We start from the raw sequence: 14,994 nt of genomic DNA on the forward strand, positions 1-14,994 counted from the left end.
CCGCCCCGCCGCCCCCTACAACCTCTCGACAACCCGAAACCGCTCGGCCACCACCTGCGTGTCGTCGTCCACCCGGAACTCCGGATCGCCGAGAGCCGCCCGCATCTCAGGGCTGTGCCAGAAGCTCTCGTGGTCGGCCCGCCAGTCGGCCACCGTTTCGTTGCCCTCGCCCTCGTCCACGGCGTGTCGCAGGTCCACGTCGGCCAGGCGCAGCACCCGTACCTCCGTCACCTCGATGACGGCTACGGGGCGGCCGGCGGAGTCGGGGACCTGGAAGCGGGCGCCGGCCCGTGGCAGTGGGGTGTTGGCGCGCTCGTAGTCCGCCAGCAGGCCCGAGGTGGTGGTCTTGGCGCCGGAGAGGACGGCGGCGACGAGGCGGTCCCGCAGGGGGCCGGGGAAGGCGAGTTCGAGGGGTGGCAGGGCTTCGTGGGCAGGCATGCGGCTCACCTTAGAGGGGTGGTGGTGCGGCTTGCCCGCCTATTTCAGGGGCGGGCGTCCCGCCGGCCGGCGGCGTGGGCCGTGTGCAGGGCCCAGGCCACCATGGGCAGTTGTAGCGGCAGGCGGCCGTAGGCGATGGCCTTGAGGGGCGCCGGGCGGTGGCGCCAGTCGCGGGCCATCTTGATGTTGGCGGGGAAGACGGCGGCGAACAGGCCGGCGGCGGCCAGTGCGCCGGCCCGGCGGGTGCGCGGCAGGGCGACCGCGGCGGCGACGGCGAGTTCCGCGGCGCCGCTGACGTAGGTCCAGGTGCGCGGGGAGCCCGGCAGGGCGCGGGGCACGATCGCGTCGAACGGCTTGGGGGCGAGGAAGTGGAGCGCTCCCACGCCGCCGAGCATCCGGGCCATCGTCCGGGCGGAACGGTCGGCGGATCGTGCCGCGGAACGGTCGGTGGTGCGGTCGGTGGCTGCCACGGGCGCTCCTGAGGTCGGTCCGGTGCGGTCGGGGCCGACCTTACCCGTGAGTCAGGCCGGCGGACAGGGGGTGATCACCGTTGGGGGCGAGGTGTGCGTCACGCTTGACCAGGGCCGCGTAGCGGCCGCCGGCGGCGAGGAGTTCGGCGTGGGTGCCGCGTTCGGCGATCCGGCCCGCGTCGAGGACGACGATCTGGTCGGCGTCGCGGACGGTGGACAGGCGGTGCGCGATGGTGATCGTCGTACGGCCCTTGGAGAGCGCGTCGACGGCCTGCTGCACCGCGTGTTCGGTACGGGTGTCCAGCGCGCTGGTGGCCTCGTCGAGGACGAGGACGGGCGGGTCGCGCAGGATCGTCCGGGCGAGGGCCAGGCGCTGCTTCTCGCCGCCGGAGAAGCGGTGGCCGCGTTCGCCCACGAGGGTGTCGTAGCCGTCCGGGAGGCCCGCGATGTGGTCGTGTATCTGGGCCGCGCGGGCGGCGCGTTCGATCTCCTCGTCGGTGGCGTCCGGCTTGGCGAAGCGGAGGTTGTCGGCGACGGAGGCGTGGAAGAGGTAGGTCTCCTGGGAGACCACGCCGACGGCGCGGGCGAGGGAGTCGAAGTCCAGGTCGCGGACGTCGGTGCCGTCCAGGGTGACGCGGCCGGCCGTCACGTCGTACAGGCGCGGCACCAGGTAGCTCAGGGTGCTCTTGCCGCTGCCGGTCGCGCCGACGACGGCGAGGCTGGTGCCGGCCGGGACGGTCAGGTCGATGTCGCGCAGGGTCGCCGGGGCGGGCGCGGCGTCAGCGTCGGTCTCCGGGCTGTCGTACGCGAACGTGACGTGCTCGAAGCGGATCTCGCCGCGCGGCTCGGCCAGGCGTACCGGGTGCGCCGGTTCGGTGATGGCCACCGGCAGGTCGAGGTATTCGAAGACGCGCTGGAAGAGCGCGACCGAGGTCTGCATCTGCACGCCGGTGGACAGCAGCGAGACGGTGGGGCGCAGCAGGCCCTGCTGGAGGGTGACGAAGGCGACGAGGGTGCCGATGGAGAAGGCGGGGCCGCCGAGCTGGAGGACGAGTCCGGCCGACCAGTAGATGACGGCGGGCATGGCGGCCATGACGATGCCGATGGTGGCCATCCGCCAGCGGCCGGCCATGTTGGCGCGGACCTCCAGGCCGACCAGCTTCTCGGACTCGGTGGCGAAGTTCGCCGTGAGGGAGTCGGCGCGGCCCATGGTGCGGCCGAGCAGGATGCCGCTGACCGACAGCGACTCGGTGACCATCGCGGACATCGAGGCCATCTGCTTCTGGCGTGCGGTGGTGATCTTCTTGCGTTCGTTGCCGACCCGGCGGCTGATCCAGACGAAGAGCGGGAGCAGCAGCAGGGAGACCAGGGTCAGCCGCCAGTCGAGGGCGAGCATGGCGACGACGGTGGCGACGACGGAGGTGAGGTTGGAGACCAGGGAGGTCGCGGTGGAGGTGACGGTGGCCTGCATGCCGCCGATGTCGTTGGCGATGCGGGACTGCACCTCGCCGGTGCGGGTGCGGGTGAAGAACGCCAGCGGCATCCGCTGGAGCTTGGCGTAGACGGCGGTGCGCAGGTCGTGCATGACGCGTTGGCCGACGGTGGTCGAGATCAGGGTCTGCAGGACGCCGAAGACGCTGGTCAGCACGGCGGTGACGATCATGCCGGCGGCGAGCAGGGTGAGCAGGCCGGTACGGCCCTGGGGGATCGCCACGTCCAGCACGGCGCGGAGCAGGAAGGGGGAGGCGACCGAGACCAGGGAGGAGGCGGCCACCAGCAGGCCCACCGTGGCCAGCCGGCCGCGGTAGGGGCGGAAGAGGGCGAGGATGCGCCGCACCTGGGCCGGCTGGGCCGGGTCTCTGGGCGGCGGGGTCCACTCGGGTCCGTCGGGGCGCATGGGCTCCTTCGCAGGGGTACGGATACGGGTCCCGCCGAGCATAACCAGTTGTTACCTATACTCACAATGAGCGTGGTCCTGCTATCCTCCGGCCATGTCCTCCCCCGACCCGGCCACCACCGACCCCGACCTCGCGGAGCAGCTCGTGCGGCTCACCCGCCGGATGCACCGCGCGCAGAAGCGGCACATGGAGTCGCTCGACATCGCGCTGACCCCCGCGCAGACCCGGCTGCTGCGCATCGTGGACCACTACCGCGACGGGACGCCGCCCCGGATGGCCGACCTGGCCGCGCGCCTGGAGGTCGTACCGCGGGCCGTGACGACGCTGGTCGACGCCCTGGAGGCGAAGGACGCGGTGCGCCGGGTGCCGGACCCCGCCAACCGCCGCGTGATACGGATCGAGCTGACCGACACCGGCCGTTCGACGCTGCACGCGTTGCGCGGCGCGCGCCGGGACGCCGCGCGCGAAATCCTGGCACCACTGACCGCCGAACAGCGGGACGTGCTCGGCGGCCTCCTGTCCACCCTGGTGGACGGAGCGGCCGCACGCTGCTGAAACACTGGACCGGGCGGCCGCGCCGGGTGCCGGAGCGCCGCCGGAACCGGACCGGAGGAGAGTCGTCATGCCCTTGCTGGAACCGAGGCCCGGGGCCCTGCGGCCGGCCGCCACCGAAGGCCCGTACCCCGATCGGGTGAGCGACCGGCAGGCGTCCGGCACACCGGAGCGGCTGCGCGACGAGCTGACGGCGCTGCTCGGCCCGGACAAGGTGCTGCACAAGATCTCCGACCTGGTGCGCTACGCCTCCGATGCGAGTCCGTACCGCTTCGTCCCGCAGGTCGTCGTCCTGGCCGAGGACGTCGACGACATCTCCGCGGTGTTCTCCTACGCGCACGGCAAGGGCCGCGACGTCGTGTTCCGGGCCGCCGGCACCTCGCTCAACGGGCAGGCGCAGGGCGAGGACATCCTCGTCGACGTCCGCCGGCACTGGGCGGGCGTCGAGGTGCTGGACGACGGCGCCCGGGCCCGTATCCGGCCCGGCACCACGGTCGTACGGGCCAACGCCGCGCTCGCCCGGTACGGCAGGCTGCTCGGCCCGGACCCGGCCAGCGCCATCGCCTGCACGCTCGGCGGCGTGGTCGCCAACAACGCGTCCGGGATGACGGCGGGCACCACCCGCAACTCCTACCGGACGCTGGCCTCGGTCACGCTCGTCCTGCCCTCCGGGACGAGCGTGGACACCGGCCACCCGGCGGCGGACGAGGAACTGGCGCACGCCAAACCGGAACTGTGCCGGGGACTGCTGGCGCTGAAGGCGGAGATCGAGGCGGACCCGGAGCTGGTGGCCCGCATCCGCGCCAAGTACGAGATCAAGAACACCAACGGCTACCGGCTCGACGCCTTCCTGGACGGCGCCACCCCCGTCGAGATCCTGCGCGGACTGACGGTCGGCTCCGAGGGCACCCTCGGCTTCATCGCCGAGACCGTCTTCGAGACGCTGCCCCTGAACCGGTACACGTCCACCGCCCTGCTGTTCTTCCCGACCCTGAGCGCCGCGGCCGCCGCCGTGCCGCTGTTCAACGAGGCGGGCGCGATCGCCGTCGAGCTGATGGACGGCAACACGCTGCGCGCCTCGGTGAGCGTGTCCGGCGTGCCGGCCGACTGGGCGGAGCTGCCGAAGACGACCACCGCGCTGCTGGTCGAGTTCCGCGCGCCCGACGAGGCGGCGCGGGAGGCCCAGGAGGAGGCCGCGCGTGAGGTGCTGGCGGGGCTGGAGCTGGTCGCCCCGGTCGCGTCCGTCAGCAATGAATTCACCCGTGACGCCGGGGTCATCGCCGGGTACTGGAAGGCCCGGAAGGCGTTCGTCACCGCGGTCGGCGGCTCCCGTCCGTCCGGTACGACGCTGATCACCGAGGACTTCGCCGTACCGCCGTCCCGGCTCGCCGAAGCCTGCACGGCGTTGCTCGAACTCCAGGACCGGCACGGCTTCGACGCGGCGGTCGCGGGCCACGCCGCCCACGGCAACCTGCACTTCCTGCTCGCCTTCGACGCCGCCCGGCCCGCGGACGTGGAGCGCTACGCCGCCTTCATGGACGAGTTCTGCACACTGGTCGTCGAGCGCTTCGACGGCTCCCTGAAGGCCGAGCACGCCACCGGCCGCAACATCGCCCCGTTCCTGGAACTCGAATGGGGGCCGCGCGCGACGGAGCTGATGTGGCGCATCAAGCAGACCGTGGACCCGCACGGCATCCTGGCCCCGCGCGTCCTGCTCGACCGCGACCCGAAGGCGCATCTGCGCGGCCTGAAGACCATTCCGCAGGTCGAGGCGGTCGCCGACCCCTGCATCGAATGCGGCTTCTGCGAACCGACCTGCCCCAGCCAGGACCTCACCACGACGCCCCGGCAGCGCATCGTGCTGCGCCGCGAGATGATGCGCCAGGCCCCGGTCTCGCCGGTCACCGGCGCGTTGCTGGACTCCTACGGGTACGACGCGGTGGACACCTGCGCGGGCGACTCCACCTGCAAGCTGGCCTGCCCGGTCGGCATCGACACCGGCGCGATGATGAAGGACTTCCGGCACCGGCGCCACTCCCCCAAGGAGGAACGCGCCGCGGCCCTGACCGCCCGGCACTTCAGGACGGTGGAGCGTGCGGCGCGGCTCGCGGTGGCCGCCGCCGCGAAGATCGGCGACCGGATCGGTGACGGGCGCGCCGACCGGCTGCTGCAGTCCCTGACCGGCGCGGCACGCAAGGCCGTACGCCCCGACCTCGTACCGGAGTGGCTGCCGCAGCTCCCCGGCGCGGCGGCCCGCAAGCTCCCCGCGACCCGGCGCGTGGGCGCCGCCGCGGTCTACTACCCGGCCTGCGTGAACCGTATCTTCGGCGAACCGGACGGCTTCGACGGCCCGTCGCTGCCCGAGGCCGTCGTGGCGGTGTCCGCGCGGGCGGGCAAGCCGGTGTGGATCCCGGACGACGTGACCGGCACCTGCTGCGCCACCATCTGGCACTCCAAGGGGTACGACGAGGGCAACGCGGTGATGGCCAACCGCATCGTCGAGGCCGCGTGGGGCTGGACGGCGGGCGGGCGGCTGCCGCTGGTCGTGGACGCCTCCTCGTGCACGCTGGGCATCGCCCACGAGGTCGTGCCGTACCTCACCCCGGACAACCGGGAACTGCACGCCGAACTGACCGTCGTGGACTCGGTGGTGTGGGCGGCCGAGGAACTGCTCCCGCACCTGGAGATCCGGCGTACGGTCGGCTCCGCCGTGCTCCACCCGACGTGCTCCATGCGGCACCTGGGCGACGAGGCGCAGCTTCGCGCGGTCGCCGAGGCGTGCGCGACGGAGGTGGTCGTCCCGGACGACGCGGGCTGCTGCGCCTTCGCGGGCGACCGCGGCATGCTGCACAAGGAGCTGACGGAGGCGGCGACCGCCAAGGAGGCGGCGGAGGTGACGTCCCGGCACTTCGACGCGCATCTGTCGGCGAACCGGATGTGCGAGGTGGGGATGGACCACGCGACCGGTGGCCGGGGGTACTACTCGGCACTGCTCGCGCTGGAGCGGGCTACGCGGGGATAGGGGTTTCGTGGCCGCGGTCCGCCCGGCCCGCGAGCGTGGTCCGGGGGCGTGGCCGGCCGGGAACCGGTGCCGTCAGATGTCGAGGAACCGCACGTCCTTGGCGTTGCGCTGGATGAAGGAGCGCCGGGCCTCCACGTCCTCCCCCATCAGGACGGAGAAGAGCGCGTCGGCGACGGCCGCGTCGTCGAGGGTGACCTGGCCCAGGACACGGTGCGCCCGGTCCATGGTCGTGACGCGCAGCTCCTCGGCGTTCATCTCGCCCAGGCCCTTGAACCGCTGGACGGAGTCGTCCCGGACCCGGCGGCCGTCCTGCCGGCCCCGTGCCAGCAGGATGTCGCGTTCGCGGTCGGAGTAGGCGTACTCCACGTGGTCCCGACTCCACTTGATCTTGTAGAGCGGTGGGCGGGAGAGGTGGACGTGCCCGTGCTCGATCAGCGGCCGCATGAAGCGGAAGAGGAAGGTGAGCAGCAGGGTGTTGATGTGCTGGCCGTCGACGTCGGCGTCCGCCATCAGAATGATCTTGTGGTACCGGAGCTTCTCGATGGCGAAGTCCTCGTGCACCCCCGTGCCGAACGCGGAGATCATCGACTGGACCTCCTGATTGTGCAGGATCTTGTCGATCCGGGCCTTCTCGACGTTGAGGATCTTGCCGCGGATCGGAAGGATGGCCTGGTACCGCGGATCGCGGCCGGACTTGGCCGAGCCGCCGGCCGAGTCACCCTCGACGATGAAGATCTCGCTCTCCGCCGGGTCGTTGGACTGGCAGTCCGACAGCTTGCCCGGCAGGGCCGCTGACTCCAGCAAGCCCTTGCGGCGGGTCAGGTCCCGCGCCTTGCGGGCCGCCAGCCGGGCGGTGGCCGCCTGCGTCGCCTTGCGGACGATGTCGGCCGCCTCGTTGGGATTGCTGTCGAACCAGTCCGTCAGGTGCTCGTGCACGACCTTCTGTACGAACGTCCTGGCCTCGCTGTTGCCGAGTTTGGTCTTGGTCTGGCCCTCGAACTGCGGCTCCCCCAGCTTGACGGAGATGATCGCCGTCAGCCCCTCACGGATGTCCTCACCCGTGAGGTTGCCGTCCTTCTCCCGCAGCAGCTTCCTCTCCCGCGCGTACCGGTTGACGACCGTGGTCAACGCCGTACGGAAACCCTCCTCGTGGGTGCCGCCCTCGTGGGTGTGGATGGTGTTGGCGTAGGAGTAGACACTGTCGGTGAACTGGCTGTTCCACTGCAGCGCGACCTCCACCGACAGCAGCCGCTCGGTGTCCTCGGCGGCGATGGAGATGACGGACGGGTGGGACGGCTCGCCCTTACGGGCATTGAGGTAGGCGACGAAGTCGGTGATACCGCCGTCGTAGCGGTAGGAGACCGTCTTCGCGGCCTGCTCCCCGGCGGCGCCCAGTCCCGCTTCGTCCGCCGCGGCCGTCGCGCGCGCCGACGCGCGCTCGTCGGTGAGGGTCAGGGTCAGCCCCCGGTTGAGGAAGGCCATCTCCTGGAAGCGCCTGGCCAGCGTCTCGAAGGAGTACTCGGTGGTCTCGAAGATGCTGCCGTCCGCCCAGAACGTCAGGGACGTGCCTGTCTCCGACGTGGCCTCGTGGCGGGTCGGCGGCGCGGTCGGCACCCCGCCCTCGTACTCCTGGGTCCACCGGTGGCCGTCGGTCCGGATCTCCGCCGACAGCCTGGTCGAGAGCGCGTTGACCACCGACAGGCCCACCCCGTGCAGACCGCCGGAGACCGCGTACCCGCCGCCCCCGAACTTGCCGCCCGCGTGCAGCACCGTCAGGACGACCTCCACGGCCGGCTTCTTCTCCACCGGGTGCAGGCCCACCGGGATGCCGCGCCCGTTGTCGGCGACCCGTATGCCGCCGTCGGCCAGGATCGTCACATCGATCCGGTCGGCCACCCCGGCCAGCGCCTCGTCGACGGAGTTGTCCACGAGTTCCTGCACCAGGTGGTGCAGGCCCCGTTCGCCCGTCGAGCCGATGTACATGCCGGGCCGCTTGCGGACGGCGTCCAGCCCGTCCAGGACGGTGATCGCGTGGGCGTCGTACGCGGCGGACCCGGCGTGGCCGTTCCGCTCGGCGCGGGAGAGGTCGGAGGCGGCGTGCATGCCGGTAGTAGTCACAGGGCTCCCTTTGGGCACGGCAAACCACGCCCCCGTGCGCCACGGCACGAGAGCGGTCGGATCGCTGGACGGAAAGTGGGTCGCGGGCAGGCCGAAGAAGCCCCTCGGGGCCCGCGGGTCCCGGCACCGGAAGGCGACGAGACGCTTCGCAGAATAGCGAAAGTCCTATGCGAACCTAGGGCGAGAAGACGCCCAGGCGCCCGCCTCGCGACCGAAGAACCTGTCAGCCAATCCCCCCCCTGCCTGCGCGGCCGGAAAGCCCTGGAGAGTGGCACCTGACGGCTCTCCGGGGTCTTTGGCGCGCCGAGCTACAGAGGCTTTTTCGAGCGGGACACTCCGCGGTCGAGAGCCCGCCGCGCTCCGGCACCGCCCGAGCCCGTACGGTCCCCCGCGGAAACCGTCCACGCCCAGCGGCCGCAGACCGTCGAGGCGCCCGGCGATCCGGTGGCTGACGGGCCGGCCGGTCGCGATGGCGGGGCACCGCCGGCCGGACGCGGTGACGGGGACACCGCGGACCCTCTCCGCACGGGCAGCCGCGTACCGGGGCGCCGCGGCGGGAATACCCGAGGGAGCCTGCCGTTCCGCCGGTTGACCCGACAAGGGCTTCTGCAAGGTATTCCAGGGAGTTGCGCAAGAATCGGATCGCGCTTCGCCGCGGTCCGTACCAGGCAGGCCCCGGACCTCCGCACAAAAGATCAGTCCTGGCGGCCCTCTTGTGCAGCGAGCCGCACAAGCGTCAAGGTCCTCAGCGAGGTTCACGCTTCCGCCACGCACCATCCGTTCCTATGGAGGACCGATGAACGAGGCACCATCGCAGAACCGCGAGCCCCACGAGAACGACGGCCACGAGACGGGCGACAGACCCGACGGCACCGGTCCCACCAGACGCTCCGTTCTGTGGACCGCCGGAGCGGCGGGAGCCGGCCTCGGCATCGGCGGGCTGGGCACGGGCAGCGCCGCCGCGGCCGGCGCGGACCAAGCGGCGACGGCGACCGCCGCCGGAACGGCAGCGGCTCCGAAGGGCCGTCACAAGACCATGATCGGCGTACCGTTCGAAAGACGCAGCACGGTACGGATCGGCCTGATCGGCCTGGGCAACCGCGGCATGGGAATGCTGCCCCTCTACCTCGCCATCCCGGGAGTGCGGGTGGTGGCGGTCTGCGACCCGGTCAAGGACAAGGCGGCGAAGGCGGTGCAACTGGTCACCGCCGCCGGACAGCCCGCACCGACCGCCTACACCAAGGGCGACCACGACTTCGAGAACCTGTGCAAGCGCGGCGACCTAGACTTCGTGTACATCGCCACCCCGTGGGACTGGCACTTCGCGATGGCCAAGTCCGCACTGCGGAACGGCAAGCACGCCGGTGTGGAGTGTCCGGTGGCCATGCGCCTGGACGAGCTGTGGGAACTCGTCGACCTCTCCGAACGTACCCGCCGCCACTGTATGCAGGTGGAGAACTGCTGCTACGGCCGCAACGAGATGCGCGTCCTGCGCATGGCGCACGCGGGCCGCTTCGGCAGCCTGCTGCACGCCGCGGGCGCGTACAACCACGACCTGCGCCAGTTGATGTTCGACCCGACGTACTACGAGGGCCCGTGGCGGCGGCTGTGGCACACCCGGCTGCGCGGCGACCTCTACCCCACCCACGGCTTCGGGCCGATCGCCAACTACATGGACGTCAACCGCGGCGACCGGGTGGTCCGGATATCCAGCTTCGGCACGCCCACGCTGGGCCTCGCCGAGTACCGCGAGGCGCACATGCCGCCGGGCGACCCGAGCTGGCGGGAGACGTACATCGAGAGCGACCGCACCTTCAGCCTCATACAGACCGCCAAGGGCAGGGTGCTGCGGCTGGAGCACGACGTGTCCACCCCGCACCCGTACAGCCGCATCAACAGCCTCGGCGGCACCAAGGGCGTCTTCGAGGACTACCCGGAGCGGATCTACATCGAGCCCGACCACACCAACGACGAGTGGGGCGACTTCAGCAAGTACGCGGAGTGGGACCACTGGCTGTGGAAGGAGCACGCCAACCCGCCCGGCGGCCACGGCGGCATGGACTACATCATGCTGTACCGGCTCATGCAGTGCTTCCACCTGGGGCTCGTACCGGACTTCGACGTGTACGACGCGGCGACCTGGAGCGCGCCGGTGCCGCTGAGCCACGCCTCGGTCAAGGCGAACGGCGCGCCGCAGGAGATCCCGGACTTCACCCGGGGGCTGTGGCGCAAGCCGCGGCAGGGCGTGGACTCGCCGAAGCCGCAGGAGTGAGGGGCGGGCCGGGCGGGACCGGCGTCCCGTCCGGCCTCGGCGCAGCATGGCCTCGGTACGGCATGGCCGCGGTCAGGCCGCCAGGTGCGCGGTGTCCCCCATGACCACGACGGGATGCAGGCGCGGATCGAGCGTGCGCAGCAGCGAGACCATCCCCGCCTTCGAGATGCTCACACAGCCGGACGTGCCGTCACCGTGGTCCAGGTGGAGCCAGATGCCGCCGCCCTTCTTCTTCCCCTGCGGCCGGGTCGGGTCCAGGGGTGTGGTGCCCTTGACGCGGTTGTAGTCGATCGCGATGACGTGGTCGAAGTCGTGCCGGGTCTTCTTCTCCCAGTACGCGGGCGGGGTGAAGGCCGACGAGTGGGTGTACGGCAGCTTCGCGCCCGGGTCGGGCAGCACGCCGCCCGCGTCGGAGAGGCCGAAGACGCCGACCGGGCTGCGCAGGTCGTCCTCGTGGTGATCGGTGGTCCAGCCCTTCCTGCCGTTGTGGGCGGGCCAGGTCGCGGTACGTTCCCACCCCTTCGGGGCCTTGGTGTACAGGGCCAGCGTCGCGTCGGGCGCATCGGCGCCCTTTCCGTACACGGCCACGACCTGCCGTGCGTCCCCCGGGATACGGGAGCGCAGCTTCGCGCCCACGCCGGGGATGTTCTTCGTGTATCCGGCGGCCTCCGCGGCGCGACCGCCGCGGTCCTTGCCGTCGTCCTTCGCCGGTCCGCCGCCGCAACCTGCCAGCAGGACCAGTCCCATCGTGGCCAGTGTCGCCCTTCGTACCATGCAGCACGCAGTTCGCATGGCTCCCATGGTCGCACCCGGACAGCGCGTACAGGCCGTACGACGCCGGCCTGTTGCGTGCGCCCCGCGCGGAAAACCGGTTGAACCGGAGCACGGTGGCACGCCAGTCTTCCATGGCTCCCCCGAAGCAGCGTCCTTCCTCCTGCCCGCGCGCCCGTACGGCGCCCGGCACTCCCCACCACGCCACGGGGCCGATCACCGGGCCTCCGTTCGACACCCGGCCACGTTCGATCCCGATGCGTCGCCATCCGAACCGAACTTTGGACATCATGCACATTCGCGATCTTCCTCATGCCGATCCAGGAGTCCCGGACGTCCGCTCCGGGGGCCACCTGCTCCGGTGGCTCTACCGGAAGCAGCTCGGCGGCCAGACCAAGGCGCTGTGCTGGGGGCTGGTGCACACCGGCGGTGTGGCCTCCTTCCCCGTCCCGGTGGGTATCGCGGTGCAGGCCGTCGTGGACCGTTCCGGTTCCCGGCTGCTGCTCGCGGGCGGACTGTTGCTGCTGCTCGGCGCCCTGGTCGCGGTCGGCGACGTGATGCTGCACCGCGCCGCGATCACCAACTGGATCACGTCGGTGGCCCGCCTCCAGCAGTTGCTGGCCCGTAAGACGACGGAACTGGGGGCCACCATGACCCGGCGGGTCGCCGCCGGTGAGGTCGTCGCCGTGAGCACCGGAGACCTGGAGAAGATCGGCTGGTTCGTCGAGGCCGTCTCCCGGTTCGGCGCCGCGGCGCTCACCTCCGTCGGCGTCTGCGTGGCCCTGGTGGTCTACCAGCCCGTGCTGGGCGTGGTGGTGGCCGTCGGCGTACCCGTACTGGCCCTCGCCGTACTGCCGCTGCTGCCGCCCGCGACCCGCCGCGCCGACGAACAGCGCGACAAGGCGGGCCGGGCCACCGAACTGGCCTCCGACACCGTCGCGGGCCTGCGCGTCCTGCGCGGCATCGGCGGCGAGGAACTCTTCCTCGGCCGCTACCGGAGCGCGTCCCAGGACGTCCGCCGGGCCGCCGTGCGCAGTGCCCGCATGTGGTCCATGATCTCCGCCGTCCAGGTCGTCCTGCCGGGGCTGCTGCTGATCGCGGTGGTCTGGTACGGGGCCGGGCTCGCGCTCGACGGCCGGGTCGGGGTCGGCGAACTGGTCACCGTGTACAGCGCGGTGACGTTCCTGCTCTACCCCTTGCGGCACTTCGAAGAGATCGCGATGGCCTACTCCTTCTCCAAGCCGTCCGCCAAACGCGCCGCGCGCGTCCTGGCGTTGAGCCGTCCCGCCGAAGGGCGCATCGACGCCGTGGCCGGAGCGCTCGGCGGCGACCTGTACGACCCGGTCACCGGACTGTGCGCGCCGAGCGGGCGGCTGACCGCCGTGGTGTGCGGCGACCCGGACGCGGCGGGACGGCTCGCCGACCGGCTCGGCGGCCACCCCGCCGACGCGCCGGACGGCACCCCGTCGGTCCTGCTGGGCGGCACCGCCCTGGACGATGTGCCACGCGACGCCGCCCGTACCGCCGTACTCGTCCAGGACAAGGACCCCGTCCTGCTCTCCGGGACGCTCGGTGAGCTGCTGGACATCCCGTCCTCCGGATCCGTACGGGCCGAGGACGCGCTGGCGGCGGCGCAGTGCGGCGACGTGCTGGCCGCGCTGGCGCAGGGCTCGGCAGACGATTCCGGCGACCCGATGCGCACCCACATCACCGAGCGCGGCCGGTCCCTGTCGGGCGGGCAGCGGCAGCGGCTGGCACTGGCCAGGTCGCTGGTCACCGACCCGGAGGTGCTGGTACTGGACGAGCCCACCAGCGCCGTCGACTCGCACACCGAGGCCCGGATCGGGGACGGGCTGCGCGCGCTGCGCACCGGCCGCACGACCGTGGTCCTGACCTCCAGCCCGCTGCTGCTGGACCGCGCCGAACGGGTGGTCTTCCTCGACGCCGACCAGGTCGCGGGCGTCGGCACGCACCGCGAACTCCTGCACTCCGTCCCGGCGTACCGGGCCGTGGTGACCCGGGAGACCGAGGAGGACGCCGGGCCGGTGGGTGCGCCGGTGGGTGGTGCTGCGGGCGTGGCGGTGGGCGCTCCGGCGGCGTCCGGCGGGGGTTTCGCCCGTAACGGCACCGGCCAGATCGACCGGCCGGACCGGACCGGCCGACCCGACAAGACCCATCGGACCGGCCAGATCGAGGAGTCTCAATGTTGAAGTCAAGCCGCTTGCGTGGCCGGTGGAACGGAGGTGAAGACCCGTCCGTCACGCAGCAGCGCCCACAGCACCCCGGCTCGTCGGCGGGCCAGGGCGATGACGGCCTGAACGTGCTTGCAGCCCTCGCCGCGCTTCTTGAGGTAGAAGTCCCGGTTCGGTCCCTTGCGCATCATGCTGGTCTGCGCGGACATGTAGAACACCCTGCGCAGGCGGCGACTGTAGCGCTTGGGCCGGTGCAGGTTGCCGGTGCGCCGGCCCGAGTCACGCGGGACCGGTACGAGTCCGGCCGCCGAGGCCAGGTGGCCTGCGTCTGCGTAGGCCGACAGGTCGCCGGCCGCGACGGCGAACTCCGCCCCGAGTATCGGTCCCATGCCGGGCAGCGACTCGATGATCTCGGCCTGCGGGTGATCACGGAACGCCTCTCGGATCTGCTTGTCGATCCGCTTCAGACGATCATCCAGGGCCAGGATCTGCGTGGCCAGCTCGGCCACGATCTGCGCGGCGACGTCCTCGCCGGGCAGGGCGGTCTGCTGGGCTTGAGCAGCCTCCAGGGCGGTTGCCGCGACGGCGTCGGCGCCGCGGACGCTCCGGTTGGCCAGCCAGGCAGTCAGTCTTGCCCGGCCGCGGCGGCGGATGGCAGCCGGGGTCTGGTAGCCCGTCAGCAGGATCAACGCGCCTTTGTGCGAGCTGTAGTCGAAGGCACGCTCCAGGGCGGGGAAGACGCCAGTCAGCACATCGCGCAGACGGTTGATCATCCGCACCCGATCGGCCACGAGGTCCGTGCGGTGGGCAGTCAGCAGGGCCAGATCGGCAGCCAGCTGGGCGGGCACGTCGATGGTGGCGAAGTCCCTGCGGTGGCGGGCGGTCTCAGCGATCACGTAGGCGTCACGGGCGTCGGTCTTGGCCTCGCCCCGGTAGGCGCCGGACATGCGGTTGACCGTGCGGCCGGGCACGTAGACAGCCTGTTGGCCGTGCGCTGCGAGCAGGGCCAACAGCAAGGCGGAGGACGTGCCGCAGATGTCCACCGCCCAGGACACCTTGTCCGCCAGGTCCAGGATCTCGCCGAGCGCGGTCAGGATCGCCGACTCGTCGTTGTCGATCTTCTTCGACCACAGGGTCGCGCCGGTCTCGTCGACCACCGCCGCCCAGTGGTGGCTCTTGCCTGCGTCGATACCGGCCCAGACCCGGGCCCGTCGCTCGCTCACTCGCCCCTCCTCGCGTCGCACGGCACGCCGTCGGCCCG

10 protein-coding genes are annotated in these 14,994 nt (G+C 71.8%); 4 read left to right on the forward strand and 6 right to left on the reverse strand.

Going from position 1 to position 14,994, the window contains the following annotated elements; translation table 11 throughout:
* Positions 1 to 15 precede the first annotated feature (15 nt).
* The 3 genes from EJG53_RS04485 to EJG53_RS04495 are packed head-to-tail and all read right to left on the reverse strand — an operon-like array spanning position 16 to position 2,805.
* Positions 16 to 438: an ASCH domain-containing protein gene (locus EJG53_RS04485; protein ID WP_125043699.1), complete on the reverse strand. Its 423-nt coding sequence runs from the start codon at positions 436 to 438 to the stop codon at positions 16 to 18.
* A 44-nt stretch (positions 439 to 482) separates the two neighbouring features.
* Positions 483 to 908: a DoxX family protein gene (locus EJG53_RS04490; protein WP_244954976.1), complete on the reverse strand. Its 426-nt coding sequence runs from the start codon at positions 906 to 908 to the stop codon at positions 483 to 485.
* 40 nt (positions 909 to 948) lie between these two features.
* Positions 949 to 2,805: an ABC transporter ATP-binding protein gene (locus EJG53_RS04495; protein WP_125043700.1), complete on the reverse strand. Its 1,857-nt coding sequence runs from the start codon at positions 2,803 to 2,805 to the stop codon at positions 949 to 951.
* 94 nt (positions 2,806 to 2,899) lie between these two features.
* On the opposite strand from EJG53_RS04495, the gene EJG53_RS04500 reads away from it, so the two are divergent.
* Together EJG53_RS04500 and EJG53_RS04505 are read left to right on the forward strand one after the other, a co-directional pair.
* On the forward strand, positions 2,900 to 3,361 hold the full coding sequence (locus EJG53_RS04500) for a MarR family winged helix-turn-helix transcriptional regulator (protein ID WP_125043701.1): 462 nt from the start codon (positions 2,900 to 2,902) through the stop codon (positions 3,359 to 3,361).
* Between the two features lie 67 nt (positions 3,362 to 3,428).
* Complete coding sequence (locus tag EJG53_RS04505) at positions 3,429 to 6,380, forward strand: FAD-binding and (Fe-S)-binding domain-containing protein (RefSeq protein WP_125043702.1); 2,952 nt, start codon at positions 3,429 to 3,431, stop codon at positions 6,378 to 6,380.
* 72 nt (positions 6,381 to 6,452) lie between these two features.
* On the opposite strand, the gene gyrB is transcribed toward EJG53_RS04505, so the two are convergent.
* Positions 6,453 to 8,483 (reverse strand): DNA topoisomerase (ATP-hydrolyzing) subunit B, encoded by a 2,031-nt coding sequence (gene gyrB / locus EJG53_RS04510; protein WP_125049152.1) that lies wholly within the window; start codon positions 8,481 to 8,483, stop codon positions 6,453 to 6,455.
* 811 nt (positions 8,484 to 9,294) lie between these two features.
* On the opposite strand from gyrB, the gene EJG53_RS04515 reads away from it, so the two are divergent.
* Positions 9,295 to 10,770: a Gfo/Idh/MocA family protein gene (locus EJG53_RS04515; RefSeq protein WP_125043703.1), complete on the forward strand. Its 1,476-nt coding sequence runs from the start codon at positions 9,295 to 9,297 to the stop codon at positions 10,768 to 10,770.
* 72 nt (positions 10,771 to 10,842) lie between these two features.
* Here the strand turns inward: EJG53_RS04515 and EJG53_RS04520 are convergent, their stop codons facing one another.
* Positions 10,843 to 11,571 (reverse strand): L,D-transpeptidase family protein, encoded by a 729-nt coding sequence (locus tag EJG53_RS04520; protein WP_371858657.1) that lies wholly within the window; start codon positions 11,569 to 11,571, stop codon positions 10,843 to 10,845.
* Positions 11,572 to 11,831: 260 nt separating this feature from the next.
* On the opposite strand from EJG53_RS04520, the gene EJG53_RS04525 reads away from it, so the two are divergent.
* Entirely contained in the window at positions 11,832 to 13,751 is a 1,920-nt protein-coding gene (locus EJG53_RS04525; RefSeq protein WP_125043705.1) for an ABC transporter transmembrane domain-containing protein, read from the forward strand.
* Between the two features lie 2 nt (positions 13,752 to 13,753).
* Here the strand turns inward: EJG53_RS04525 and EJG53_RS04530 are convergent, their stop codons facing one another.
* The gene (locus EJG53_RS04530; protein ID WP_033035375.1) at positions 13,754 to 14,956 is read right to left on the reverse strand and encodes an IS110 family RNA-guided transposase; all 1,203 of its coding nucleotides are present in this window, start codon (positions 14,954 to 14,956) and stop codon (positions 13,754 to 13,756) included.
* Positions 14,957 to 14,994 lie beyond the last annotated feature (38 nt).

It is taken from the genome of Streptomyces chrestomyceticus JCM 4735, assembly GCF_003865135.1.
GTDB lineage: Bacteria > Actinomycetota > Actinomycetes > Streptomycetales > Streptomycetaceae > Streptomyces > Streptomyces chrestomyceticus.